Genomic DNA, 25,506 nt, shown 5'->3' on the forward strand with positions numbered 1-25,506 from the left:
TCAGATTTTCGGCAGGGTGACGCCGCGCTGGCCCTGATACTTGCCGGCCTTGTCGCGATAGGAAACCTCGCAGGGCTCGTTGCCCTGGAGGAAGAGGAACTGGCAGGCGCCCTCGTTGGCGTAGATCTTCGCGGGCAGCGGCGTGGTGTTGGAGAATTCCAAGGTCACGTGCCCCTCCCACTCCGGCTCCAGCGGCGTCACGTTCACGATGATGCCGCAGCGTGCATAGGTCGACTTGCCGACGCAGATCACCAGCACGTCACGCGGGATGCGGAAATACTCGACTGTCCGGGCCAGCGCGAAGGAATTGGGCGGGATGATGCAGACTTCGGTGTTGCGGTCGACGAAGCTCTGCTGGTCGAAGTCCTTGGGATCGACCACCGACGAATTGACGTTGGTGAAGATCTTGAAGTCGGTGCCGACACGGGCATCGTAGCCATAGGACGACAGGCCGTATGAAATGACGCCTTCGCGCTTCTGGGCGTCGACGAAGGGCTCGATCATGCCCTTCTCCTGCGCCATGCGGCGAATCCAGCGGTCCGAGAGAATGCTCATGTGGGGGCGCTTCTAAACGAGGGAGGGGGTCGGCTCAACCGCCGGTCTTGCCGGCGGTCGGATCAATACCCTGGCCCGGACCCGGCGGTTTCGGGGCCTCCCCCTTGGCGCGCGCCTGCGCCTTGCGCCGCTTCAGGTTTTCGCGCAGGGCGGCGGCGAGCCGTTCGGCTCGTGCGTCCTTCTCCGGGACGAGTTTCGAGGGGGCCGTCATGGCCCGGAGGATACACTATCGGGGGCCTGTCGGGGCAGCCTTGTCTGCTGCCCCGGCCGCCCTGAACCTTCAGTCGCCCGCCGCCGGGACGGCCTCGACATGCTCGCCGGCGCCCCGCTTCCTCGAATGGTCGGCCGCGAGCATCAGGTAGACGGCCGGTACCACAAACAGGGTGAACAGGGTGCCGACAGCCAGGCCGCTGGCGATCACCAGGCCCATCGAGAAGCGCGACAGGGCGCCGGCGCCGGTGGCCACGATCAGCGGCACGACGCCGAGGACCATCGCCGCCGTGGTCATCAGGATCGGCCGCAGACGGATCGAAGCGGCCTCGACAATGGCCTCGCGCCGCGACTTGCCGGCCTCCTGCAGCTCGTTCGCCACCTCGACGATCAGGATGCCGTGCTTGCTGATCAGGCCCATTAGGGTCACCAGGCCGACCTGGGTATAGATGTTCAGCGTCGCCCCCGGCATGCCGACCGTGCTCAGCGCCATCAGGAAGATGAGCGCTCCTGCGATCGACATCGGCACCGAGAAGAGGATGATCAGCGGATCGCGAAAGCTCTCGAACAGCGCCGCGAGCGACAGGTAGATAATGATCAGCGCGAAGCCGAAGGTGACGATGAAGCCACCGCTTTCCTGCACGTACTGACGAGACGCGCCGCCATAGTCGATCGAGTAGCCTTGGGGCAGCGTGCGCTGCGCCAGCTCCTTCAGCGTCTGCAACGCCTCGGCCTGCGACACGCCCGGGAAGGCAACGCCCTGGATGGTGGCGCTGTTGAGCTGCTGGAAATGGTTGAGCGACTGCGGGATCGCCTTGGTGGCGATCGACGCGACCGTGGACAGCGGCACCGTCGTGCCGTCGGCGGCCTTGATGTGATAGTCGAGGATCTGGTCGATGTTCTGGCGCGACGACTGCTGGACCTGCGGGATCACCTTGTAGGAACGGCCGTCGAGGGCGAAGTAGTTGACGTAGCCGCCGCCCAGCATCGAGCCCAGGGCGCCGCCGATGTCGCTCATCTTCAGATCGAGCGCCGAGGCCTTGTCGCGATCGATCACGACCGTGGCCTGGGGCGCGTCGATCTTCAGGTCGGTGTTGAGGAAGATGAAGCGGCCGGTGGCGAGCGCTTCCTGCAGGAACTTCTGCGCCACGTCGTTCAGCGCCTCGAAGCCGCCCGTCGTGTTGATCACGAACTGGATCGGCAGGCCGGTGGAGCCCGGCAGCGGCGGCGGCTGGAAGGCCACGACCTGCGCACCGGCGATCCCCGCCAGCTCCTGCTGCACGATCGGCTGCAGCTGGTTCGAGGTCATGGTGCGCTTGTCCCACGGCTTCAGCACGTAGCCCGCGATCGACTGGCCCGGCACGTCGAGCTGGAAGACGTGATCGGTCTCCGGATGGCTGGCGCCGATCTTGTAGATCTCCCGCGAGTAGATCTGGCGCTGGTCGATCGTCGAGTTTGGCGCCGATGTCGCGAAGCCGATGATGATGCCCTGGTCCTCCTGCGGCGCCAGCTCGCTGCTGGTGGCCGTGTAGAGGAAGTAGATGCTGCCCAGTACCAGCACGGCGAAGGTCGCCGTGACCGGGAGATAGTTGAGACTTCCGGTCAGCCAGCGGGAATAGCCGCGCCGCAGGCCATCGAAGACGCGGTCGATACCACGGATCAGGCGCGCTTCCAGGCCACGGTCGTCGTGACCGTGCGGCTTCAGCATCAACGAGCACATCATGGGCGAGAGAGTCAGCGCCACGATCGCGGAGATCGTGACGGCGCCAACCAGGGTGAAGGCGAACTCGGTGAACAAGGCCCCCGTCAAGCCGCTCTGGAAGCCGATCGGCACGTAAACCGCGATCAGGACCACGGTCATGGCGATGATCGGCCCGCCCAGCTCGCGCGCCGCCTGGATCGCGGCCGGGAAAGGCTTCTGCCCCTCCTCGAGATGGCGGTTCACGTTCTCGACCACGATGATGGCGTCGTCGACCACCAGGCCGATCGCCAATACCAGCGCGAGCAGGGTCAGCAGATTGATGGAGAAGCCGAAGGCGGCCATCATGGCGAAGGTGCCGATCAGCGACAGCGGAATGGCGATCACCGGGATGATCACCGAGCGGACCGATCCCAGGAAGGCGAAGACCACCAGGGTCACGATCACCAGCGCCTCGACCAGCGTGCGGATCACCTCCTCGATCGAGCTGTTCACGAACTCCGTCGAATCGTAGATGATCTGCCCGTTCAGGCCCTGCGGAAGCTGCGCCTGGATCTCCGGGAAGACATCCTTCACGCCCTTGATCACGTCGAGCAGGTTGGCGGCCGGCGCGACCTGGATGCCGATATAGACCGCCTTCTGGCCGTCGAAGCTCACTTCCGATTCATAGTCGTCGGACCCCAGCGTCACGTTGGCCACGTCGCTCAGCCGGACGATCGCGCCCTTGTCCTGCTTCAGCACCAGGTTGCGGAACTCCTTCAGCGAGCTGAGCGCCGTCGAGGCCTTGAGGGTGACCTGCACCATCTGACCCTTGGTCGTGCCGAGGCCGGCGATGTAGTCGTTCGCCGTCAGCGCCTGGCCGACATCGGCCGCGGTCAGGCCATAGGCGGCGAGCTTCTGCGGGTCGAGCCAGGCCCGCAGCGCGAAGTTCTTGGCACCCAGCAACTCGGCCGTCTGCACACCTTCGACCGCCTGCAGCCTGGGCTGCACGACGCGGACCAGGTAGTCGGTGATCTGGTTGGGCGCCAGCTCCTTGCTGTTGAAGCCGATATACATCGCGTCGATCGTCTGGCCGACCTTCACCGTCAGCACGGGCTGCTGAGTCCCCGTCGGAAGCCGGTTCAATACCGAGTTCACCTTGGTGTTGATCTCCGTCAGCGCCTTGCTCGAATCGTAGTTGAGGCGCAGGTAGACTGTGATGGTGCTGACGCCGCTCTGGCTGGTCGACGTCATGTAGTCGATGCCATTGGCCTGGGCGACCGCCTGCTCGAGCGGCGTCGTGATGAAGCCGGCGATCACGTCGGGATCGGCGCCATAGTAGGTCGTGGTGATCGTCACGACGGCATTCTCGGTGCGCGGATACTGCAGCACCGGCAGGGCGCCGATGGCGCGCAGGCCGACGACCAGGATCAGCAGGCTCACGACGCTCGCCAGAACCGGACGGCGGATGAAGATGTCGGTGAACTTCATGGGACGATGTCCTGCGGGGCTGGCTACTTGTCGACGATCTTCGGGGCGGCGTCGTTGGTCGGCAGAGCGCTGTTGTTGACCACAACCGGCACCCCGTTGCGCAGCTTGATCTGGCCGGAGGTGACCACAGTGTCGCCCTCGGACACGCCCTTCAGGATCGCCACCTGGTCGCCGCGCGTGGCGCCCGTCGTGACGAAGACCTGTCGGGCAACGAGTTCGGGCTTCGCTTCGGCGCCCTTGCCCTTGTCGTCGACGACATAGACCAGCGAGCCGTAGGGATTGTAGCTCACCGCCGTCTGCGGCAGCGTGACCAGGCGCTGCGCCGCGCCGGTGTCCAGCTCGACCGCGGCGAACATGCCGGGCATCAGCTTCTGGTCCGCATTCGGCAAGGTGGCGCGCACCTGCACGTTGCGGCTGCCCGTCTCGATCTTCGGATTGATGGCGGTGATCTTGCCTTCGAACGTGTGACCCGGGAAGGCATCGATCCTGGCCCTCACCCTGTCGCCGACCGCGATCTGCGCCACGGCCTGCTGGGGCAGCAGGAAGTCGACGTAAATCGGATTCAGTGACTGCAGGGTGGCGATCATGGTGCCGGCCGCGAGGAACTGGCCGAGATCGACCTGGCGCAAGCCGAGCTTGCCGTCGAACGGTGCCCGCAGCGTCTTCTTGTCGAGGACCGCCTTCTGGACGGCGACCTGGGCGCGGGCATTGCGCAGGTTGGCCTCGTCGTTGTCGACGATGGCCTGGCTGATCGCCTGCGCCTTGAGCTGCTTCACGTCGCGGTCGTAGGTGATCTGCGCGAGCTGCGCCGTCGCCTCGAGCGACTGAAGCCGGGCCTCCTCGTCTTCCTTGCGCAGGGTCAGCAGCACCTGCCCCTCCTTCACCTCGTCGCCCGATTGGAAGGTGATCGTCTCGACCACGCCCGGCACTTCGAGCGACAGTTCCGCGCCGCGCACGGCGCGCAGCGTGCCGACCGCATCGATCTTCGGCTGCCAGTCGCTGGTCTCGGCCTTGGTAGCCGAAACGGTCTGGGGCATGTTGGCCATGCCGGCCATGGCTTCCTTGATCTTGCCGTTGACGAAGGTCTTGAAGCCGAACAATCCGCCGAGCACCGCACCGACGAGAATGAGCATGATGAGCATTCGCTTGATCATCGTATGCCTCTTGAGCTGATCAGGATGACTTGATTCGGATTGGAGGGAGCGCGGCTGGTCAGTGACCGGCGCGCGGCAGCTTGATGTCCTGGACGGGCGGCAGCGCGAAGCGCGTGGGCTTACCCATCGATTTCGGATCGACGTCCGTCCGGTTCCACCAACCACCGCCCAGCGCCTGGAACAGCGCGGCGGTGTCGGCATAGCGCGCAGCCTGCGCGCGCAGCCGGTTTATGATGGCGGTCTGGTAGGTCTGCTGCGCGTTGAGCAGGATCAGGTAGTTCACCGCGCCGAGCTGGTACTGCTGCTCGGAGAGCCTGAGGCTCGCCGCTGCAGTCTGCTCGGCGGCGACCTGGGCACGCAGCGTATCGGCATCGTACTGCACGGCACGCAGGGCGTTGGCGACATCCTGGAATGCCGACAGCACGACGCCGCGATACTGCGCGGCCGCGCGCTCATAGGCGGCGATCGCGGCCTGCCGCTGATGGTCGAGCTTGCCGCCGTCGAACACGGTCTGCGCGATGCCGAGACCGATGCTCCACACGCCCGAGCCCGGCACGATCAGCGAGCCGAGGCCCCCGGATGTGAAGCCCAGCAAGCCGGTGATGGTGAACTGCGGCATCTGGTTGGCGACGGCGACGCCGATATCGGCACTCGCGGCATGAAGCTGGGCCTCGGCCGCCTTCACGTCGGGCCGCTGCTCGACGAGTTGCGAGGGCAGGCTGAGCGGCAGCTCCTGCGGCAGCTTCAGCTTGGCGAGATCGAAGCTTTCGCCACGATCCTGGTCCGGCGAGCGGCCGACCAGCCGCATGAGCTGATTGCGCTGCTGCGCGAGCTGCTTCTGCAGCGGCGGCAGGGTCGCCTGGGTCTGCGTCAGCGCCGCCTCCTGGGCCAGCACGTCGGCGCGTGAGGCGCCGCCCAGGTCAAACTGGCGACGCACGACACCCAGCGAGTTGTTGAGGATGTTGATGATGTCCCGGGTCGCGCCGATCTGGGCCTGCAGCGACGCGAGGTTGATCGCGGCGACGACGACGTTGGAGGAGAGGGTTAGATAGGTCGCTTCGAGCTGGAAGCGCTGGTTCTCTGCGGCCGCCTCCCGGGATTCGACCTGACGCCGCACGCCGCCGAACACGTCGGGCGAATAGGAGATGCTGAGCGACGCCGAGGTGACGCCGAACATGGCCGCGGAGCCCGCCTGCCCCTGCGAAGCTGGAGAGGCGAGCTGCTGCTGGCCGGAGCCATTGGCGCCCAGGGTCGGGAACAGGCTGCCCTGCTGGGCGAAGTAGAGTTCCCGCGCCTGCCGCAGCGCCGCCTGCGCGGCATCGACGTCGGGATTGGCCTGCAGCGATTCCTTGATCAGCGCATCGAGCTGCGGCGACTGGAACAGAGCCCACCACTCGCCGGGGATGTCCTGCTCGGGCACGAAGGTCTGCGCGGCACCGCCGGGACCGGCCGCGGAACTGGTCTGCAGTGCGAGCGGCTCGGGCGTGTAACCGGTCGATGCCGGCTTGGCGGGCTTCACGAAATCCGGACCGGCGGTGCAGCCGGCGAGGAGGAAAGCCGTGAAGGCCAGGAGGAAGGGCGACCGCCTGTTCATGCTGGTACTCGCGAAACTGTTTTCAGGGCGCGACGGCGCGGCAGATGGCGAGCGTCTGTTCGCGCACGATCTGCTTCATCAACTGGACGTTCTCGCCGTCGAGACCGACCGCCTTGAGGATGGGGCGCTTGTGGTTGTTGCAGAAGATGACGACCTGCCCGATCAGCGCCATCGTGCGCATCGTCATCTCCGGGTCGCCCTCGGACTTTCCATGGATCCGGGCAAAGAGAGCGAGACAGGGATTGAAGACCTGCCGCATTCCGTTCTCGTGCATCCGGTCGAGGCCGGGTGTCTCTTCCACCTCGGCACGCGCGAAGATCAGGCGGCGGCTCTCGACCTGCGGGCCGCTCGTCACCACGGTGACGAAGGCTTCGAGCGTCTGGCACAGGAGTTCGGTCAGCTCGACCGGCGTGGCCTCCGGATCGTCGAGCGCCGCTCGGACGCGGGGCAGCACCGCAGACATGTGCCGCTCCGTGTCGGCCACGATATCCTCGATGATCGCTCGGTAGAGACCTTCCTTGTTGCCGAAATAGTACTGGATGGCCGGGAGATTCACGCCCGCGCCCTCGGCGATCTGCCGGGTGCTGGCGCCCTCGTATCCGTGGGCGGCAAAAAGATCGAGCGCCTTTTCCAGGATGCGCCGACGCGTATCCTCGCCCCTCGCCTGGGTCCCGGGACGGCCACGTCCAGTGGTCTGAATATTGATCATCGCTACCCTGAGCAGTGCGGACCCGAGCCAATTACTATCAGTCGATACACTGTGTCAATCGATAGATATTGTCCTGATGCACGCGAATTCAGGCATGCCGACAAGAGCAGGAAGGTGATGTCATGCACGCGCAGTCGCGCTGCCGCCGACGCCCGGGCGATCGACGGCGCGCCGCTCCAGACGGTCCGGGTCCACAAGCCGGCAACAGCCGGACTAATGCTCTTTCCCGCGACGCAGCGAGGAGCTTAAGAGCCTAACGTCGCTCCCAGTGACTTCGGCACGCGAACCGGCATGTCCAGCAGCATCTGCGCGAAGGCCTTGGCCAGCGGATCGGCCTTGAGAGAGGCCATGCCGCCGCCGCCCAGCGCCTTGCGCAGCAGGAAGTTGAAGCCCTTGATACCCGGCAGCCGCCAGCGCGTGACCGGTCCCTCGATGCGGTGGGCGAAATACTTCGCAACCGCCTCTTCCGTCACCTCGGCATCGAGGACGGGCTCGTACTCCGGCCGGCGCGCGAAGATGCCGATATTGGCATTGTCGCCCTTGTCGCCGGAGCGCCCATAGGCCAGCGCGATCAGCGGCACGGTCACCGTATCGCCGGCCGGCAAGGGTTGGGCCGCCGGCGCCTCGACAGGAAGCTGTGCCGAGGTGAAGCCGCCGCTCAGCGCACCTTCCTGCATCGCGATCTGGTGCCCTCCGACATCGACCGTGACCGGCACCATCGACTTAGGCACCAGGCAGGAGAACATGCGGATGACGGGCGACGGCGAGACGCGTCCGGCGCCGAAGCTGCCGGTCATGCCGACCACGCCGCCGGTCGACATCGGCGAGATCTCGCGGCCGAGCAGCGCCAGCGCCTCCTTCTGGTCGTGCTTGGCGGCGATCTTGACGACGACCTCGCGCGCATCGGGCACACGGCCGTGCGGCCCGTAGGTCGCCTCACTGCCGATCACCTCGATGCTGACGTCGCGATAGTCCGCCATGCCCTTCTCGGCGAACAGGCGGCGCGTCTTCTTGATGATCGACTCCGCGCTGTGGCGGCCCTTGGCCACCGCCTCGCGTCCTCCCATCATGAAGATCGAGCTGAACTTGTAGCCGTCGGGCCAGGTCGTCGAGACCTTGTAGGTGTCGGTGGGCGGCCGCCCGCGGGCACCGCTCACGCGCACGCGATCCTTGGCCAGCTGTTCGTAAGTCGCCTGCGTGAAGTCGCACACCACGTCCGGCACCATGTAGGCGCGCGGATCGCCGATCTCGTAGAGCATCTGCTCGGCGACGGTCGCGGTCGTGATCAGGCCGCCGGTATCGTCGGGCTTGGAGAGCACGAAGCTTCCGTCGTCCGACACCTCGGCAATCGGGAAGCCCATATTGTCGTAGTCCGGCACCAGCCGCCAATCGGTGAAGTTGCCGCCGTTGCACTGCGCGCCGCATTCGATGATGTGGCCGCACAGCGTGCCGGCGGCGAGACGATCGAACTCTTCCGGTGTCCACGAGAACGCGTGGATCAGGGCGCCGAGGGTGACGGCCGAATCGACGCAACGGCCGGTGATGACCACGTCGGCGCCCTCGGCCAGCGCCCGCGCGATCGGAAAGCCGCCGAGATAGGCATTCATGCTGGTGATCTTCGAGGGCAGTTCCGCGCCCGTATCCATCTCGCGGATGCCGGCGGCGCGGAATTCGTCGGCGCGCGGCAGGATGTCGTCGCCCAGCACGACCGCGACCGTGAGCGTCACGCCCGCGGCCTCACAGGCTTTCAGCACCGCGTCGCGGCAGGCCAGAGGATTGACGCCGCCGGCATTGGTCACGACCTTGATCTTCTTCTCGGCGATCTCACGCGCCAGCGGCGCCATGACGACCGAGACGAAGTCGATTGCATAGCCTGCCTGCGGATTGCGCAGCTTCTGCGCCGCCATGATCGACATGGTGACTTCGGCGAGATAGTCGCTCACCAGGTAGTCGACATTGCCGTGGCGCACGAGCTGCACCGCAGCGGTCTCGGTGTCGCCCCAGAAGCCGGAATGGCAGCCGATGCGGACCGTCTTCTTGCTCATCGCGCAGCCCCTCCCGTCGCCTTACTTCTTCTTGCGATTGACGAAGGCCGCCATGCGCTCGACGTGCTCGCCCTCGGCGACACTCTGGGCGAAGGAATCGATGCCGGCCTGGACGGCCTCGTCGAGCGGCAGCCGTTCCCAGCGCCGCATCAGCCGCTTCTGGGCGCGCACGGCGAGCGGCGTCGCATCGACGAGCGATTTCACGCAGCGCTCGACGGCCGCGTCGATCTTCGCCGTCTCGACGACTTCCTCGACCATGCCCCAGGCCTCGGCCTTGGCGGAATCGATGTTCTCGCCGGTGAGAAGCATCCACGACGTGCGGCCCCAGCCGATCAGGCGGGGCAGCAGCGCTGCCTCGACCACCGAGGGAATGCCGACCTTGACCTCGGGCATGCCGAAATGCGCCGTGTCGGTCGCGATGCGCAGGTCGCAGGCGGCCGCCACTTCGAGGCCGGCGCCCAGCGTGTAGCCTTCCAGGCGGCAGATCACCGGCACCGGACAGTCGCGGATCGACTGGCAGAGCTTGTGGACCATGGTGATGAAGGCGCGACCATCCTCGGAGGTGCGCATGCCAGCCATGTGGTTGATGTCGGCGCCGCCGATGAAGGCCCGGCCGCCCGCGCCCGAGAACACGACGACGCGCAGATCATCCTCGGCCGAGAGCGCGTGGAAGGTCGCGGCGAGATCGTGCAGGGCGGGCGGGTTCAGGACGTTGAGGCGCCGCGCATTGTCGAACACCAGATGAGCCACCGTGCCGGCATCTCGCTTGTCGCGACGGACCTCGATCCTGTGTGCGGACTCCGCCATGACGTTTCGCTCCGTGGCTCTTTGTGATTGCGCGATTCTCCCCTATTAGAACCCGCCTACGACGCTTCACAAGAGCCAATGCCCGATACGATCGACCTCTCCCGCTACACCGTGTTCGTGCCGCCGGATCCGTTCGAGGATCATGTCGGGCCGTTCTATTTCGACCTCCAGGGCGATGCCCGGAAGGCTGGCACGGTGCACTGCGTGCTGCCGACGCTCGCCCGACACGGCAACTACATGGGCGGCGTGCATGGCGGTGGCATCCTGACCTTCGCCGACTACGCCCTCTGCCTGGTGGCCGGCCGCGCGGCCGACGGCGGCACCAACACGTCCTTCGCCATGACGGTGAGCATCGCCGTCGAGTTCCTGAACGGCGCAGTCATCGGACCGCCGCTGGAAGCACGCGGCGAGCCGCTGCAGGTGACGGGCCGCCTCGCCTTCGCGCGCGGCTCGATCACCCAGGAAGGCCGCACGATCGCGCTGTGGTCCGGCGTCTGCCGGCACGTCGCGCGCGCCAAGGCGATGGCGCGCAAGGATGAGCAGGCACCGTCGCGGATCGACTTGCCGCCGCAGGTCGTGCCCGAGGGCTTCGAGGCCTTCAAGGCCAGCGCCTACTCCACGCATATCGGTCCGGCCTTCGTGCGCCGGGAGGCCGACGGCGCCTCGCTGATGCAGCCGACCCTGGCGCGCATGTGCAATTCCGGCGGCGCGCTGCATGGCGGCTACATGATGAGCTTCGCCGACACCGCCATCACGCGCGCCGCGGCGATGACGAGCGACCTCGCGCCGACCACCGTCTCCTTCGCGGCCGAGTTCCTCTCTGCCGGCGACATCTCCGCGCCGCTGGTCACGCGCGTGGAAGTGCCGAAGCAGGGCAAGTCGATCGCCTTCCTGCGCGGACTGCTGGAACAGAACGGCCGCGCCCTGCTCTCCTACTCCGCAACGGTGATGCTGAGGCCGCGACGTTAGAATTCGATAAGGAAAACCTCCGTCATCTCGACCGGAGCGCCCCTCGAGTACCTCGGGATAAACTCCGCGCGGAGTGGAGAGATCTTCTCTCCACGAATTTCCGGCTTTTGGTTGAGAGGAGGTCTCTCCGCTACGCACCTTCGGTGCTCCGGTCGAGACGACGGGGATTGGTTTTCAGGGGGCGTCAGCTTGAACAGCCACCCTCCTCACTTCTTCACTGAACGCCTGCTCCAGCCGGCGCACAGCCGGAAGATCCTGCGCCTTGGCCGCCTGCTCGACGGCGGCGGCGACGTGGCTCAAGGCGTTGGCGCCGATCATGCCCGACGCGCCTTTCACGCGATGCGCCGCCTGCGCGATCGTCTCCAGATCATCGGTGCCGCGAATCTCGCGCTCGGCGCCGCGCGCCGTGTCGAGGAACTCGCGTTCGATTTCGGCCAGCGTGGAAGGATCGTCGCCGAACAGCTCGGCCAGCCTGACGCGATCGTAGGCCAGGCTCATGCCGCACGCCTCCCGGCCGCATTCTTCAGCCAGACGCCGAGGGTCGCGCGCAATTGCTCGATGCCGACCGGCTTGGTGATGAAGCCGTCCATGCCGGCCGACCGGCTGCGCTCCTCCTCGCCCTCGAGCGCGCTGGCGGTGACGGCGAGAATCGGCAGGCGTGCCCGGCCCTGCCGGGCCTCGTCTTCGCGGATGCGCCGCGCCAGTTCGAACCCGTCCATGTCCGGCATCTGCAGGTCGGCCAGCATGAGGTCGTAGCCGCCTTTGCGCCAGAGACGCAGGGCCTCCTCGCCGCTCGCCGCCACGTCGGTCGAGGCGCCGGCCAGTTCGACTTGCCGCGCCAGGATCCTGCGGTTGACGGAATTGTCGTCGACGACGAGGACACGCCCGTTCAACCGCCCGACCGGCTCCGGCATTCCGGCGGACGCTGCCGGGCACTTGGTGCGGCCGGCGGCGCGCGCGATCGCCCGCACGAACAGATCGCGCCGCCACGGGCGCTTGAGGTCGGCCAGGGAAACCTGGTTCCTGGCGCCGTCGATGCTCACGGCCGCCAGGTTCGACACCACGACATCGACCTCGGCGCCGGCATCGCGCAGGTAGCGCGCGATCGCGGCGCTTTCCTCTGGATCGGGCAGTGACAGGACGAGCGACAGATCCTTCAGCGGCAGGTCGGCCGCAATCGGCTCGGCTGGCGCGGCGCCGAGCTGCACCGTGACGGTGAAGGTCGAGCCGACGCCCGGCTCGCTGTCGATCGCGACGCTGCCCTGCATCGCCTCGGCCAGGCGCCGCACGATGGAGAGGCCGAGGCCGGTACCGCCGAAACGGCGCGTCGTCGAGCTATCGGCCTGGACGAAGGGATTGAACAGCCGGTCGCACTGTTCGGCGGTGAGGCCGATGCCGGTGTCGACGACCCGGATGCGGAGCATGAGTCCCTGGCGAAGATCGGCCGGCGAGCGTTCGAGCACGAGGCGGACAGATCCCCTTTCGGTGAACTTGATGGCATTGCCCAGCAGGTTGAACAGGATCTGCTGCAGGCGCAGCGGATCGCCGATCACCCGGGCGGGCACGTCGGGCGCCACGAAGGCCGACAGGAGCAGTCGCTTCTCGGCCGCCTTCGCGGCCAGCGTCTCGGCCACGCCTTCGATCAGCTCGAACGTCGAGAGCTCCAGCCGCTCGAGATCGAGATGCCCCGCCTCGATCTTGGAGAAATCGAGGATGTCGTCGATGATCCGCAGCAGCGAGGCCGCCGAATGGCGCACGGTCCCCAGTTGGTCGCGCTGGTCGGGCGAAAGCTCGGTGCGCTCCAGAACGTCGATCATGCCCAGCACGCCATTCATCGGCGTGCGAATCTCGTGGCTCATCGTGGCGAGAAAGGTCGACTTGGCCTGGTTGGCTTCCTCAGCCTCGCGCTGAGCCACCAGCGCGGCGTCGTAAGCGACCTGCAGCCGGCGCGCGAGATCCTCCTTGTCGTAGGCCAGCGCGATATTATCGTACTGCCAGCGATGCACGTCGCGCACATAGGCCATCAAGTGGCCGACATAGGCGGCCCCCGCGATGCCCACGAGCTGATAGAACGGCCCGCCCGAGGTGATCAGCACCAGCAGCAACGGCGCCGTCGTGGCCACGGCGAAGGCGTAGAAGGTCGGCGGGTGGGCGGACCGGATCGGCACCGCCGTCGTGATCGTGGCCAGCAACACCAGGCCGAGCAGCATGCGCTGCAACTCGAAGTCCTTGGCAGCCAGCACGAAGCCCGCCCATCCCCAGCAGGCGCCGGTCAGGAAGGTGAAGCCTGCGAACCACCACCCCCAGCGCAGGGTCTGCTCGTCGCCCGGACGGGCCCGCGCGAAGTTGCGGCGCAGGACGTCGAAGCCCAGGGTCACGGCCAGGTAGGCCCCGAATGGTCCGGCCAGCTCGATCGGGTCGATCTGCCGCCAGTAGATCGCCGCGATCACCGGCCACAGGACGAAGGAGAAATAGCGCGAGGGCGAAGATCCCTCGAACAGGCGCCTGACCAGCTCGGCGCGGACAAAACGGTCCTGCTGGGCGGCCGGATCGGCAACGGCGAGCGACATTCAAATCCTGGAGGCTAGGGCTTGGGGCTCCGCCCATGAAACGCAGCTAGGAATTGCGCAAATCTAATCGTATCAAAAATATCAACAAAACAATATAATTCCTTGAGAAATAGTGTTATTTTGAAGGCATTAAAAGTCATTTATTAGGTTAAGTCATGCAGCTACCGTCCGTGTTGTTGGTCGAGGACGACGCATTTCAGCGCAAGGCCGCCGAGACCTATCTTTCCAACCACGAGCTCAAGGTGACCGCCGTCGAAAACGGTGCCCGGATGCGCCGCCAGATCGCTCGCGCCATGCCGGACCTCGTCCTGCTCGACGTCCAGCTCCCGGGTCCCGAAGACGGGTTCGCGCTGGCCCGCTGGCTGCGCGAGAGCAGCGCCCGCGTCGGCATCATCATGCTGACGGCGGCCAGCGACCCGGTCGACAAGGTGCTGGGCCTCGAGAGCGGCGCCGACGACTACGTCGCCAAGCCCTACGAGCCGCGCGAGCTGCTGGCCCGCTGCAAGAGCGTCCTGCGCCGGTCGGTGAACAAGGCCACCCCGTCGCGGCTGGAGCGGGTGAAGATGGGCGGGCACATGCTCGACCTGTCCAAGCGCCAGCTCCTGGACGGGGAGAACGGCGATGTGCCCCTGACTTCGGGCGAGTTCGATATCCTGAAGACCTTCGCCGAAAACCCCAACCGGCCCTTGTCCCGCGACTGGCTGCTGGAGACCACCAGCCACCGCGCCCGGGACCCGTTCGACCGCGCGATCGACCTGCGGATCACGCGCATCCGTCGCAAGATCGAGCCGGCGCCTGACAAGCCGACGGTGATCCGCACGGTGCGGGGCGTCGGCTATATGTTCGTGCCCCCCGCCGAATAGCCGGGCTATAAGGTCCGGCCCCGGCGAACCCGGGGCGCGGCCGTGCCGGCCAGTGTCGGTACTGGGGGCCCGTAGTTCAGCGGTTAGAACGAGCCGCTCATAACGGTTATGTCGCAGGTTCGAATCCTGCCGGGCCTACCAACCGCTCGCCGCCGCGAACACCGGCAGCGGGTAGTTGGTCCAGAGATCTTCGACATGCCGTGGCACTGTCGGCTACAGAAGCAACGCCGATGAAGGCCCAACATGTTGCAGAGCTTGCCTTGCGAGGGACAATATGGGCCTGAGATTTCTGAAGGCGGCGCTCGTCGCTCTCCTCGCACTGGTGGTCGGCTACGCCGCAGCGCTCGGGGTCGGCTTGGTCGCGCTGGATGTCTTCGAGGCCTCACAGCGCGAAGGCGCCAATGCGATGGCACTGGCGTTCGTCATCTGTCCGTCCGTAGCGGTACTGAGCGCCGTCGTCGCAACAATCTGGTATTGGATCGCTTCCGGCAGGCGCGCGGCGACCAGGCACCCCACCGCCGCGGTGGCACACCGCGGTAACGCCGCGCGTATTGCTGCCATCACCGTGTCTGTGGCCATCGGCTGGCTGGCCGGCGCTCTCCTGCAATGGATGTTGGCGGGTCGTTCCTACGAAGCATTCATCGTCGCGCTCGCGGTATCCACGGCGCCTTGGATCGGCGTGATCGTCCTTGGTGGCCTCACATGGCGGCTGACACGCCCGCGAAAGGCGCCAACGAGCTGATCCGCGCGGTCGTATGATGCGATGGCCGTCCCTGGAACAGCGGCGCTGAAGCCACCTACGCCTAACACCCCCATTTTCCACACACGGATCGACTGGAATTTCCCTGCTATTTCGCCTCCTGGCTGGGAATTCGCCCGAAGATTGGTTCGTATCCGACTGGTCCCACTACCGCCGACCCTGCAGCGAAGATCTGCCACTCGAGCAGGCGCCGAAATGACTGCGCCGGATCGAAGGCCGACCAGTTGGCCTGCGCCAGCTGCGCTGCCTCCCCGACCGGCACGCCGCGACCGATCGCACCGACGAAAGCCGCGCACCCCGGATCGAGATCTGCAAACACGGCATCGTCTCCCTGACGCATCACCAGCAGCGACACCCCACCGGCTGCGAGATCGACCTCGGCGTCGGGCGCGTCCGGTTGGCATGCCCGCCAGATGCGGCCCAGCGGGTACGCCGAAGTCAGCAGGGTCACGTCGGCCGCCAGGGTCAGGGTCAAGGCGGCCAGCCGTTCGGGCCTCACGCTCCCGAAATCGCCCGCTTCCCGTCGAGGGACGCGCGCGGCATAAAATGCCAGGTTGAGTGCCCAGTCGAGGCGCGCCGCGTCGGCGAGATAGGGCAGTCCATGTGCCGGCGCAAAGGCTTCGATGAAGACCGCAAGGTCCTCGCCATATTCGGCGAGCACGGGGCCTTCAGGCGGGCTGTCCGCCACGAACGCCTTCGCCATGCCATCGAAGAACGCGCCGCCGACCAGACTGGTCACCGTCGGGAAGGTCGTGGCGAGCGCCGCGGCGAGGCTTTGCCGGACGTGATTGCGATGTATCCGAACCCGTGCGTCGGCGGAGATTGAATCGCCGGCGATCATGTCGAGCAGGCGGTCGCAGCTCCTGCCGCCGAGGCCATCGGCAAAAGCCGCCTGCAGCTCAGGCAGCGTGAGCATGGGCCCTCCCCGCCTCGAGGACGCGCGCGGCACGACGCGCCTCGCCCAGCAGGACGTCGAGCGCCGGAACGTCGGTGTCCCATTCGACGAGAGTCGGCCGGCGGCCGTATCGATGCACCATCTCGCCGAACAGCTCGAACACGCGGTCGTCGATACGGCTGCCATGGTCGTCGATCAGCACCGGCTCGCCATCCGCGTCGTTCACGGCGTGGCCGGCCAGGTGATACTCGGTCACCGCATGGACCGGCAGGTGCTCGAGCCAGCCCGTCGGATCGAGCCGGAGATTGTGTGCCGTCACGACGACGTTGTTGGCATCGAGCAGGATGCCGCAACCGCTGCGCCGCACCACTTCAGCCAGGAACTCCGGCTCCGACAAGGTCGAATGCCGGAAGCCGAGATAGCAGGACGGATTCTCGATCGACACCCGGCGGCCCAATCGCTCCTGCAGACGCTGCACGTTACGCACGACGACCGCCAGCGCCTCCTCGGTGTAGGGCAAGGGCAGCAGATCGTTGTAGTAGCGGCCGCCGATGCTGCTCCACGACAGGTGATCGGACACGAGCATCGGCTCGACCCGTTCGACCAGCGCCACCACGCGGTCCAGATGGGCTTCGTCGAGACCGTCGACGGAACCGAGCGACAGGCCCACCGCGTGGACGGAGAGCGGATAGTCGCAACGCAAGCGCTCCACCGTGCAGAGCGCTTGTGTCGGCGCGAGATAGTTCTCGGCATGGATCTCGAGGAAGCCGATCGAGGGTCTGTCGTTCGAGATCTCGGTGAGATGCGGCGCGCGCAGCCCGATGCCGGTCGTGACTCGATTGCCGTTCATGGGTTCTCCCTTCCAAGACAGCATGAGCCTACTCCGAAGCCCTCCCGGTCCGCCCTCACACGCCGGCTATCGTTCCGATGTCCACTCGATATTTCAGACCGGAGCGGGCGAACGGCATGGTTCGCCATCCCGAGAGGGAAACCAACCGAAGGAGATGACCATGAAGTCCACACTCACTATCGCAGCCGCCCTCAGCACCGCCCTGCTGCTCGGCGTCGCGGCCCAGGCCCAGGGCAACGTCGAGAAATGCTACGGCGTCGCCAAGGCCGGCAAGAACGACTGCCAGACCGCCACTTCGTCGTGCGCCGGCACCTCCAAGAAGGACGCCGAGGCCAGCGCCTGGCTCGGCGTGCCGAAGGGCACCTGCGAGAAGATCGTCGGCGGCAAGCTGACGGCGGCAAAGAGCTGATCCCATCGGCCGCCGCCCGGGAAGCGGCGGCCGACCTTTTTCCGAGGAGAGAGCAACCGTGACGACTGACATCTTCACCCGCGGCACTGACGGGTTTCGCCCCATCGTCTCGCGGCTCGCCGCGCTACGCGCTGCCGGCAATCGCTTTCCGCTGTCGTTGCTGGAACTCGGCATGCGCGTGGCCGTCGGCGCGACGTTCTTCCGCTCGGGCATGAACAAGTTCGAGAGTTTTGACACCGCGGTCGAGCTGTTCCGTGAGGAATACCGCCTGCCCCTGTTGCCACCGGAGATCGCCGCCACGATGGGAACCGCCGTCGAGCTGGGCGCGCCCGTGCTGCTGGTCCTCGGCCTGTTCGCCCGGCTCGGCGCCGCGGCCCTGCTGACGATGACCCTGGTCATCCAGTTCCTGGTCTATCCCGGCAACTGGCCCGAGCACCTGATGTGGGCCTCGATTCTCGCCTATGTTCTGACACGCGGGCCGGGCGCCCTGTCGATCGACCGCATCATCGCGTTCAACTTGTTCGGACGCTCTTAACTCCGGGGAGGTTCGCCATGGCCCGTCCGCGTATCGTCATCGTCGGCGCGGGCTTCGGCGGCCTCAGCGCCGCGCACAACCTCGCCGGCGCCGACGCCGACGTCACCGTCATCGATCGGCGCAACTACCACCTCTTCCAGCCGCTGCTCTACCAGGTCGCGACCGCCGGCCTGTCGCCGGCCCAGATCGCCTCGCCCATTCGCGCAATCCTGCGCCGCGCGCCCAACGTGCGCGTGGTGCTGGGCAAGGTGTCCGGCGTCGACCGGCAGCGCCGGATCGTGCGGCTCGAGGACCGGGAGATCGCCTATGACCAGCTCGTGCTGGCAACCGGGTCGCGCCATTCCTATTTCGGCCACGACGAGTGGGAGAAGGCGGCGCCGGGCCTCAAGAAGATCGACGACGCCACCAGCATCCGCCGCCGCATCCTGACGGCCTTCGAGCATGCCGAGGCGGCTGACGATGCGGACTCGCGCCGGCGCCTGCTGACCTTCGTGGTGATCGGCGCCGGCCCGACCGGCGTCGAGATGGCAGGCGCCATCGCCGAGCTCGCCCATGTCGCGCTGCGTCACGATTTCCGCACCATCGATCCGCGCGATGCCCGTGTCATCCTGGTGGAAGCGGGTCCACGCGTGCTGGCCGCGTTCCCGCCCGTCCTCAGTGCCTCCGCCCGGGCGGCGCTCGAACGGCTGAAGGTCGAGGTACGCCTCGGCACACCCGTGTCGAATTGTGACGAGAGCGGCGTAACGGTCGGCGCGGATCACATTCCCGCCGCCACCATCGTGTGGGCCGCCGGGGTGGCGGCATCGCCGGCCGCGCGATGGCTGGGCATCGAGAGCGACCGCGTCGGCCGCGTGCCCGTCGGCCCGGACCTCACCCTGCCCGGTCATCCGGAAATCTTCGTCATCGGCGACACGGCGAGCGTCGCCCGCGGCGACGGCACACAACTGCCGGGGTTGGCGCCCGTCGCGAAGCAGCAGGGCGCGTATGTCGCGCGCGTCGTCCGGGCGCGCCTTGCCGGCCGGCAACCGCCGCCGCCCTTCCGCTATCGCGACTATGGCACCATGGCGACCATCGGCCGGCGCTCCGCGGTCGCGGATTTCGGCTGGCTGCGGCTCGACGGGACCCTCGCCTGGCTGATGTGGGGCCTGATCCATGTCTCCTTCCTGATCGGCTTTCGCAACCGCGCCATCGTGATGCTCGACTGGATCTGGTCCTACGTGACCTTCCAGTCCGGCGCGCGCCTGATCACCGGCTCGGAGCCGGACTGATCTCGCGATCCTCGACCAGCCAGGCCGCGAGCGACGCACCCAGGGCGAGCGACGCGCCGATGCCGATCACGCAGGCCGTCCAGCCCCATCGGTCGAAGACCTCTCCCAGGACAGCGCTGCCCGCAAGGCCGCCCAGGAAATAGCTGGCGAGATAAAGCCCGCTGGCCGCGCCGCGATCGATCGTGGCGGCGCGCCCCACGAAACCCGTGGCAGTCGCCTGCGCGAAGAACGTGCCCACCGCTATGAGGCCGAGACCGAGCAGCACCGAGGACAGGCCTGTACCCAGCAGGAACGGCAGTCCGGCCGCGGCCACGGCGAAGGACAGCCAGAGGGTGGACCGGGTCCCCAGGCGTCGCACGACCGTGCCGGCCAGCGGCGTGGTGATCACCGAAGGCAGGAACACGAAGTAGATCACCCCCAGCATCATCATGCCGACGGCGAAGGGCGGGCCGACCAGCACGAAGTTCACGTAGGTGAAGGTGCCGATGAAGGCGAACAGAATCGCGAAACCCGTGGCAAAGGCGGCCCGCAGCCCGGGATTGCCGAGGTGACGGCGCCAGCTCGAGAATGGAGAGCCGTGACTTATGTTCACCGCCCTCATGGGCGGTGTGCGTTCGACCGTGAACCAGACCAGCGCGGCGCCCGCGAGATTGAGGATCGCGAAGACCTGGAAGTTCGCGGCGAGCCCCAGGTGATCGACCACCCCCGCCGCCAGCAGGCGGCCGAACAGGTTGGAGGCGACGTTCCCCGTCACGTAGGCAGCGAAGGCGTTCGCCGTATCGGCGGGCCCCACATGCTCTCCGAGATACGCCAGCGTGAGGCCGAATGCCGTCGACATGAAGAGGCCCTGGACGACGCGCAATGCGGTGAACACCGGCAGCGACGGCATGGTGGCCAGCAGCGCGGTCGGCACGGCGAGCAGTGCGAGGCTGAGAAGGATTCCGCGCCGGCGGTCGAGCCGCCTTCCCAGCAGGGCAACGCCCAGCCCGCCAGCGGCCATGCCCATGGTGCTGGCGTTGACGGCCAGTCCCATGGCGGCGGGCGTGACGCCATAGGCGGTCGTCAGGGCCGGCAGGATGGCCTGCGTCGCGAACAGGTCGACGACGGTCAGGAAGGCGGTAAGGCCGATCGTGAACGCGCGCAGGACACCCGACATGATGCGATCCTTCGATTCAGCGCGATCCGGTCACATGTGGTTGTCGTTGGGGTCGCTCTGGATGTCGAACGACAGCAGGACGACGGTCGCCTTGCCGTTGTTCTGCCACCAGTGCGACGTGGCATGCGTCTCGCGGGCGACCTCGCCTGCCTTGTGAATGATCGGTACGGCGCAGTTGCTGGCATTCTCGACGATCTCGCCGGTCACGACGTAGATCAGCGCCGGCCGCTCGGCATGGCTGTGCCAGGGCACGATCCCGCCCGGTTGGATCTCGAGCTTGCGAACGCGCATCATGTGGCCGTTCAGCGAGACCTTCTCCTTCGAGAGGTCGATGGCGGCCAGCACCTTGTCGGTCACGCCCTTCGGGCCATGGGTCACCGGCTTGACGGCGTCGGCCTTCATCTTGTCGGCCGGGCATTCGCCGGCGAAGGCGGGGGCGGACAGGCCGGCCACGATCAGAGTGGAAGCAATCAGGGTTCGAGCGAACATCGGTATCTCCGTGCAGTTGAGCCGCGACGGAAATGCCGCGGCGATGCCGACAGCATCGGAGCGACGGGCTTCGTCTTGAAATGCCGAGTGAGGATCGATTCCATAGCCGCGCCGTCAGGCGCTGGCGTTCATCCACGCAAAAGCGAGGATCTCCCGGACGAAGGCGCCAACGGCGGGCACGTGCGGCCGTCCGCGAACGGTGACGACCTGGATGCTGCGTACGATCTCGGGCTCGATCAGCGGCCGCACGCGCAGGCCGGGCATGGTGACCGCGAACTCCGGGATGAAAGTGAAGCCCAGTCCCGCCATCGCCATGCTCTGCACCCAATCGTCACGATCGGAGCGGAATACGATGCGCGGCTTGCCGCCATGCTCACGGAAGATGCGACCGGCGTGTCCGAAGAACTCGCACTGGAGGCGATTGACGTAGGCCTGGTCGTGCAGGTCCCGGACCCTCACGGCATTGAGCTTGTCGAAGGAATGTCCTGGCCCGACACCGATCACGAACCTCTCGTCGTACAGTCGGCGGGCATGGAAACGCTCGTCGATCTCCTCGGGCTGTCCATAAACGGCGACATCCAACTCGCCCTGGACCAGCCGATCCTGCAGCATCGTGTTCGAACCATCCTGCACGATCAGCCGCACCTTCGGATGCCGCTCGCGGAACGCCTGCAGGAAGGGCACGAAGCGGCGCGGGCCGATGGTGCACATCATGCCGAGCTTCAGCTCGACATCGTCGAGCCTTGCGAAACTCTTGGCGCGCTCCTTGGCGGCGTCGGTCTCGATGAGGACTTGCGTGAGATGGGGGCGCATCATCTCACCGAGCCCGGTCAGGTGCGTGTTGTTGCGCTCGCGGCGAAACAGTGGGCCACCCAGCTCGTCCTCCAGACCCTTGATCGCACGGGTGAGCGACGGCTGGGAAACATTGCAGGACTCTGCGGCGCGCGTGAAGTTCAGCGTCTCGCACACCGCGAGGAAGTAGCGGATCTGATGCATTTCCACGGCAGCGGCCCCCCGGAATCGCAGCCATTATGCCTTGCACGACCATAGCCTGTGGCTATCGATTGCAAAACAGGAAGGCATTTCCGGGGTCTGGAGATACTCGCCACACTGCAGCCGGCATGAACCTCGTCCAGACTCTGCGCGACCTGAACGACCGCCATCGGGCGGCGCTTCCGGCTCGCGACCGGGCGGATTTCGAGGACGAACTCGACCGGCTGCGCATGGTCCGGCTGGTCGAGGAAGGGCTTGGCCTCGGCGATCATTTGCCTGACTTCAGCTTGTCCGATGGCGCCGGCCGGCTATGGACGTCGCAGGAACTGCTCGATGGCGGCCCCCTCGTGCTGGCGCTGTTCCGCGGCGGCTGGTGCCCCTACTGTGACCTAACCATGGCCGCACTCGAGGAAGCCCGCCCGGCGATCGAGGCTCTGGGCGCCCAGGCCATCGGCATCATGCCGGAACGGGTGGAGCACGTCGCCGCGACCGTCGAGAGACGCGGCATCGGCTATCTCATGCTGAGCGATCCCGCCAACGGCTTCGCGCGGACCTGCGGACTGGCCTACGATCTGTCGCCGGCGCACATCCGCATCCATCGCGACCGCGGCCGCGACTTCCCGGCGCTACACGGCGACACGCACTGGCGCCTGCCGGTGCCTGCCGTCTTCGTCGTGGCGCCCGATGCTCGCGTGGCGTTCGCCTTCGCCGACGTCGATCCAGCGTGCTGGCCCGATCCCGAGGCACTGCTGACGGCCCTTCAGGCGTTGCTCGATACGCACGCCCTATCGAATCGGTAGGGACACGGCATTTCATCGCCGCCCGCGCCGCGGCCAGAGTGGGATCGTCCATCAGGAGGAATGATCCCATGCTCAACGGCAAGACCGCCATCGTCACCGGCTCCACCAGCGGCATCGGCCTCGGCATCGCCGAGGCCTTCGCACGCGCCGGTGCGAACGTGGTGCTCAACGGCTTCGGCGACACGATAGAGATCGAGCGAACCCGCTCCGATCTCGCCCATCGCACCAATGCGATGATCGCCTATTCGCCGGCCGACATGAGCAAGCCCAGGGCGATCGAGCAGATGGTGCGGCAGACGACCGATGCCTTTGGCGCGGTCGACATCATGGTGAACAACGCCGGCGTCCAGCACGTCGCGCCGATCGACGAGTTTCCCGAAGAGAAGTGGGACGCCATCATGGCGATCAATCTTTCCTCGGCCTTCCATGCCACCAAGCTCGTGCTGCCGGCGATGCGCCGCACGGGCTGGGGCCGCGTGATCAACGTGGCGTCGGCGCACGCCCTGGTGGCCTCGCCCTACAAGGCGGCCTACGTGGCCGCCAAGCACGGCGTGCTCGGCCTCACCAAGGTGACGGCCCTGGAGACCGCCGAGGACGGCATCACCTGCAACGCCATCTGCCCCGGCTACGTGCGGACTCCGCTCGTCGAGCAGCAGATCGACGACCAGGCCAAGGCGCACGGTATCGACCGCGAGAAAGTGATTTCCGACGTGCTGCTGAAGAACCAGCCGAACAAGCGCTTCGTCGAAGTGGCGGAACTCGCAGCCCTGGCGCTGTTCCTGTGCAGTGACAACGGCGGCTCGGTGACGGGCGCCGCGTTGCCCATGGACGGCGGCTGGACCGCGCACTGAGGAGGCCGTGATGGAGATCAAGCGCATAAATCTCGCCCTTCAGGGCGGCGGCGCCCACGGCGCCTATACCTGGGGCGTGCTCGACCGCCTGCTCGACGAGGATCGCCTGGAGGTCGAGGCGATCTCCGGCACCTCGGCCGGCGCCATGAATGCCGCGGTATTCGCCGACGGCATGGGTCGCGGCGGACGCGAAGAGGCGCGCCGCGCCCTCGACAATTTCTGGACCAACATCAGCCGGGCCGCGCAGGCCGGTCCCCTGCAGCCCACGCCGTTCGATCGATATTCCAGCGGATGGAACCTCGACCATTCGGCGGCCTTCGTGGCGTTCGACATGCTGACGCGCATGCTGTCTCCCTACCAGCTCAATCCAATGAACCTGAACCCGCTGCGCGGCGTACTCGAGCGCTCGGTCGACTTCCGGCGACTCGAAGGTTGCCGGGCAGTGAAGCTCTTCCTCAGCGCAACCAACGTGAAGACCGGCAAGGTCCGGGTCTTCCAGTCGGGCGAGATCACGGCCGACGTGCTGCTGGCGTCGGCCTGCCTGCCCTTCCTCTTCCAGGCGGTCACGGTCGACGGCGATCCCTACTGGGATGGCGGCTACATGGGCAATCCGGCGATCTTCCCCTTGATCTACGGCACGCAAAGCCAGGACGTGGTGATCGTCCAGATCAATCCGCTGTGCTGCGACCGCGTCCCGACGACGGCGGCCGAGATCATGAATCGCGTCAACGAGATCTCGTTCAATTCGTCGCTGATGCGCGAGATGCGCGCCATCTCCTTCGTCACCGACCTGATCGACGAACAGAAGCTCGACTCCAACAGCTACAAACGCATCAACGTGCACTGGATCGAGGCGGAGAAGCAGATGCGCGGGCTGGGGGTGTCCAGCAAGCTCAACGCCAGAATGGATTTCCTGCTGCACCTCAAGGCGATCGGCCGGAAAGCGGCGGACGACTGGCTCGCCGGGCACTTCGACCATATCGGCCGCCGGTCGACGATCGATATCAGGGAGAAGTTCCTCTAGCAGGCCGTCGAAACGGCCGGAGTCGGCACGGATAAACGAAACAAACGAAATAAATGAAATAAACGAATCAGACGAACCGAAAAAACCTGTTTCGACAGCCTGCCAGCAGCGATTCCGCCGATTCCCGCCCCCTCATCCATTCCGCCACGACCCCGGCGATCTCGCGGACAACCTCCTCCTCAGGGCTTCGGCCCGACCGGACCAGGACCCCAAAGGAATGGTCGGCGTCTTTCACCGGCCGGAAAGTGGCCCGTTTCCCCAGGCTCTTCAGGACCTTTCGCAGGAGCGCGGGCCGGGCGAAGCCATCCCGTGTGCCCTGGATGAACAACAGGGGAATTCGGATGTCGAGCAGATGCGCGGCGCGGTCCACCGAGGGCTTTTCCGGCGGGTGCAGCGGGAACCCGAGGAACACCAGGCCACGGACGTTCGGGAGAGGCTCCAGCGCCTGGGCCTGGGAGGTCATGCGGCCACCGAACGACTTCCCGCCCGCGAACAGCGGCAGTCCCGGCGCCAGCGTCGCGGCTTTCCGGACAGCCGCCCGTATCGTGGCATGGGCCATGGCCGGCCGGTCGGGCCGCCTGGAGCCGGCCTCCATGTAGGGAAACTGGAACCTGAGGGTGCTCACACCCGCTTCCGCCAGCCGGTCGGCCACGGCCGCCATGAACGGATGCGTCATGCCGGCCCCTGCGCCATGCGCCAGCACGAGCAGCGCGACGGCGTGGGGCGCCTTCCTATAGCGGACCGAGACCTTGGTTCCCGGCAGGACAGGCAGGCTAAGTCGTCGCGCTCTCGTGGAAATTTTCATCGGCCGGGACCAAAAAAGCAGAAATC

General features: G+C 66.6%; 25 protein-coding genes and 1 tRNA gene. 10 read left to right on the plus strand and 16 right to left on the minus strand.

Going from position 1 to position 25,506, the window contains the following annotated elements:
• From dcd to EPO41_RS05075, 8 genes are all read right to left on the minus strand, one after another.
• Entirely contained in the window at positions 1 to 555 is a 555-nt protein-coding gene (gene dcd / locus EPO41_RS05040; RefSeq protein ID WP_295137439.1) for a dCTP deaminase, read from the minus strand.
• Positions 556 to 589: 34 nt separating this feature from the next.
• Entirely contained in the window at positions 590 to 766 is a 177-nt protein-coding gene (locus EPO41_RS05045; RefSeq protein WP_296321318.1) for a hypothetical protein, read from the minus strand.
• Positions 767 to 835: 69 nt separating this feature from the next.
• Entirely contained in the window at positions 836 to 3,934 is a 3,099-nt protein-coding gene (locus EPO41_RS05050) for an efflux RND transporter permease subunit (protein ID WP_296321322.1), read from the minus strand.
• Between the two features lie 23 nt (positions 3,935 to 3,957).
• A complete protein-coding gene (locus tag EPO41_RS05055) occupies positions 3,958 to 5,088 on the minus strand; it encodes an efflux RND transporter periplasmic adaptor subunit (protein WP_296321325.1) in 1,131 nt (376 codons plus the stop codon).
• A 58-nt stretch (positions 5,089 to 5,146) separates the two neighbouring features.
• Positions 5,147 to 6,682, minus strand: a complete 1,536-nt coding sequence (locus EPO41_RS05060) for an efflux transporter outer membrane subunit (protein WP_296321329.1) — start codon at positions 6,680 to 6,682, stop codon at positions 5,147 to 5,149.
• A 22-nt stretch (positions 6,683 to 6,704) separates the two neighbouring features.
• On the minus strand, positions 6,705 to 7,391 hold the full coding sequence (locus EPO41_RS05065) for a CerR family C-terminal domain-containing protein (RefSeq protein ID WP_296321332.1): 687 nt from the start codon (positions 7,389 to 7,391) through the stop codon (positions 6,705 to 6,707).
• A gap of 245 nt (positions 7,392 to 7,636) precedes the next feature.
• Positions 7,637 to 9,436 (minus strand): acyclic terpene utilization AtuA family protein, encoded by a 1,800-nt coding sequence (locus EPO41_RS05070; RefSeq protein WP_296321334.1) that lies wholly within the window; start codon positions 9,434 to 9,436, stop codon positions 7,637 to 7,639.
• A gap of 21 nt (positions 9,437 to 9,457) precedes the next feature.
• Positions 9,458 to 10,243: an enoyl-CoA hydratase gene (locus EPO41_RS05075; RefSeq protein ID WP_296321337.1), complete on the minus strand. Its 786-nt coding sequence runs from the start codon at positions 10,241 to 10,243 to the stop codon at positions 9,458 to 9,460.
• 78 nt (positions 10,244 to 10,321) lie between these two features.
• Between EPO41_RS05075 and EPO41_RS05080 the strand changes: the two genes are divergently transcribed.
• Positions 10,322 to 11,212, plus strand: a complete 891-nt coding sequence (locus EPO41_RS05080; protein WP_296321339.1) for a PaaI family thioesterase — start codon at positions 10,322 to 10,324, stop codon at positions 11,210 to 11,212.
• A 174-nt stretch (positions 11,213 to 11,386) separates the two neighbouring features.
• Here the strand turns inward: EPO41_RS05080 and EPO41_RS05085 are convergent, their stop codons facing one another.
• A complete protein-coding gene (locus EPO41_RS05085) occupies positions 11,387 to 11,710 on the minus strand; it encodes an Hpt domain-containing protein (RefSeq protein ID WP_296321342.1) in 324 nt (107 codons plus the stop codon).
• The gene (locus EPO41_RS05090; protein WP_296321345.1) at positions 11,707 to 13,782 is read right to left on the minus strand and encodes an ATP-binding protein; all 2,076 of its coding nucleotides are present in this window, start codon (positions 13,780 to 13,782) and stop codon (positions 11,707 to 11,709) included. The genes EPO41_RS05085 and EPO41_RS05090 overlap by 4 nt, the downstream gene beginning before the upstream one ends.
• Positions 13,783 to 13,937: 155 nt before the next feature.
• Between EPO41_RS05090 and EPO41_RS05095 the strand changes: the two genes are divergently transcribed.
• From EPO41_RS05095 to EPO41_RS05105, 3 genes are all read left to right on the plus strand, one after another.
• Positions 13,938 to 14,645 (plus strand): response regulator, encoded by a 708-nt coding sequence (locus EPO41_RS05095; protein WP_296321348.1) that lies wholly within the window; start codon positions 13,938 to 13,940, stop codon positions 14,643 to 14,645.
• A 65-nt stretch (positions 14,646 to 14,710) separates the two neighbouring features.
• Positions 14,711 to 14,786: transfer RNA gene (locus EPO41_RS05100), tRNA-Ile, on the plus strand.
• A gap of 133 nt (positions 14,787 to 14,919) precedes the next feature.
• A complete protein-coding gene (locus tag EPO41_RS05105) occupies positions 14,920 to 15,387 on the plus strand; it encodes a hypothetical protein (protein WP_296321352.1) in 468 nt (155 codons plus the stop codon).
• 106 nt (positions 15,388 to 15,493) lie between these two features.
• On the opposite strand, the gene EPO41_RS05110 is transcribed toward EPO41_RS05105, so the two are convergent.
• Both EPO41_RS05110 and EPO41_RS05115 read right to left on the minus strand, forming a co-directional pair.
• Positions 15,494 to 16,321 carry a DNA-binding domain-containing protein gene (locus EPO41_RS05110; protein WP_296321355.1) on the minus strand — a complete coding sequence of 276 codons (828 nt, stop codon included), beginning with the start codon at positions 16,319 to 16,321 and terminating at the stop codon, positions 15,494 to 15,496.
• Positions 16,305 to 17,150: a DUF692 domain-containing protein gene (locus EPO41_RS05115; RefSeq protein ID WP_296321358.1), complete on the minus strand. Its 846-nt coding sequence runs from the start codon at positions 17,148 to 17,150 to the stop codon at positions 16,305 to 16,307. The genes EPO41_RS05110 and EPO41_RS05115 overlap by 17 nt, the downstream gene beginning before the upstream one ends.
• A gap of 160 nt (positions 17,151 to 17,310) precedes the next feature.
• On the opposite strand from EPO41_RS05115, the gene EPO41_RS05120 reads away from it, so the two are divergent.
• The 3 genes from EPO41_RS05120 to EPO41_RS05130 are packed head-to-tail and all read left to right on the plus strand — an operon-like array spanning position 17,311 to position 19,362.
• The gene (locus tag EPO41_RS05120; protein ID WP_296321360.1) at positions 17,311 to 17,559 is read left to right on the plus strand and encodes a DUF2282 domain-containing protein; all 249 of its coding nucleotides are present in this window, start codon (positions 17,311 to 17,313) and stop codon (positions 17,557 to 17,559) included.
• A gap of 58 nt (positions 17,560 to 17,617) precedes the next feature.
• Entirely contained in the window at positions 17,618 to 18,094 is a 477-nt protein-coding gene (locus EPO41_RS05125; RefSeq protein WP_296321363.1) for a DoxX family protein, read from the plus strand.
• Between the two features lie 17 nt (positions 18,095 to 18,111).
• Positions 18,112 to 19,362, plus strand: a complete 1,251-nt coding sequence (locus EPO41_RS05130; RefSeq protein ID WP_296321365.1) for an NAD(P)/FAD-dependent oxidoreductase — start codon at positions 18,112 to 18,114, stop codon at positions 19,360 to 19,362.
• On the opposite strand, the gene EPO41_RS05135 is transcribed toward EPO41_RS05130, so the two are convergent.
• The 3 genes from EPO41_RS05135 to EPO41_RS05145 all read right to left on the minus strand — a co-directional run bounded on the left by EPO41_RS05135 (position 19,340) and on the right by EPO41_RS05145 (position 22,003).
• Positions 19,340 to 20,518: an MFS transporter gene (locus tag EPO41_RS05135; protein ID WP_296321369.1), complete on the minus strand. Its 1,179-nt coding sequence runs from the start codon at positions 20,516 to 20,518 to the stop codon at positions 19,340 to 19,342. The genes EPO41_RS05130 and EPO41_RS05135 overlap by 23 nt on opposite strands.
• Positions 20,519 to 20,548: 30 nt before the next feature.
• Entirely contained in the window at positions 20,549 to 21,007 is a 459-nt protein-coding gene (locus tag EPO41_RS05140; protein ID WP_296321372.1) for a cupin domain-containing protein, read from the minus strand.
• 114 nt (positions 21,008 to 21,121) lie between these two features.
• Positions 21,122 to 22,003 (minus strand): LysR family transcriptional regulator, encoded by an 882-nt coding sequence (locus tag EPO41_RS05145; protein WP_296321496.1) that lies wholly within the window; start codon positions 22,001 to 22,003, stop codon positions 21,122 to 21,124.
• A 125-nt stretch (positions 22,004 to 22,128) separates the two neighbouring features.
• On the opposite strand from EPO41_RS05145, the gene EPO41_RS05150 reads away from it, so the two are divergent.
• The 3 genes from EPO41_RS05150 (at position 22,129) to EPO41_RS05160 (ending at position 24,675) form a co-directional block, all read left to right on the plus strand.
• Positions 22,129 to 22,800, plus strand: coding sequence for a peroxiredoxin-like family protein (locus EPO41_RS05150; RefSeq protein WP_296321375.1), 672 nt, complete (start codon positions 22,129 to 22,131; stop codon positions 22,798 to 22,800).
• 68 nt (positions 22,801 to 22,868) lie between these two features.
• On the plus strand, positions 22,869 to 23,651 hold the full coding sequence (locus EPO41_RS05155) for a 3-hydroxybutyrate dehydrogenase (protein ID WP_296321378.1): 783 nt from the start codon (positions 22,869 to 22,871) through the stop codon (positions 23,649 to 23,651).
• 10 nt (positions 23,652 to 23,661) lie between these two features.
• Entirely contained in the window at positions 23,662 to 24,675 is a 1,014-nt protein-coding gene (locus tag EPO41_RS05160) for a patatin-like phospholipase family protein (protein ID WP_296321380.1), read from the plus strand.
• A 67-nt stretch (positions 24,676 to 24,742) separates the two neighbouring features.
• On the opposite strand, the gene EPO41_RS05165 is transcribed toward EPO41_RS05160, so the two are convergent.
• Positions 24,743 to 25,480: an alpha/beta family hydrolase gene (locus tag EPO41_RS05165; protein WP_296321499.1), complete on the minus strand. Its 738-nt coding sequence runs from the start codon at positions 25,478 to 25,480 to the stop codon at positions 24,743 to 24,745.
• Positions 25,481 to 25,506 lie beyond the last annotated feature (26 nt).

The organism is Reyranella sp. (genome assembly GCF_004297265.1).
Classification (GTDB): domain Bacteria; phylum Pseudomonadota; class Alphaproteobacteria; order Reyranellales; family Reyranellaceae; genus Reyranella.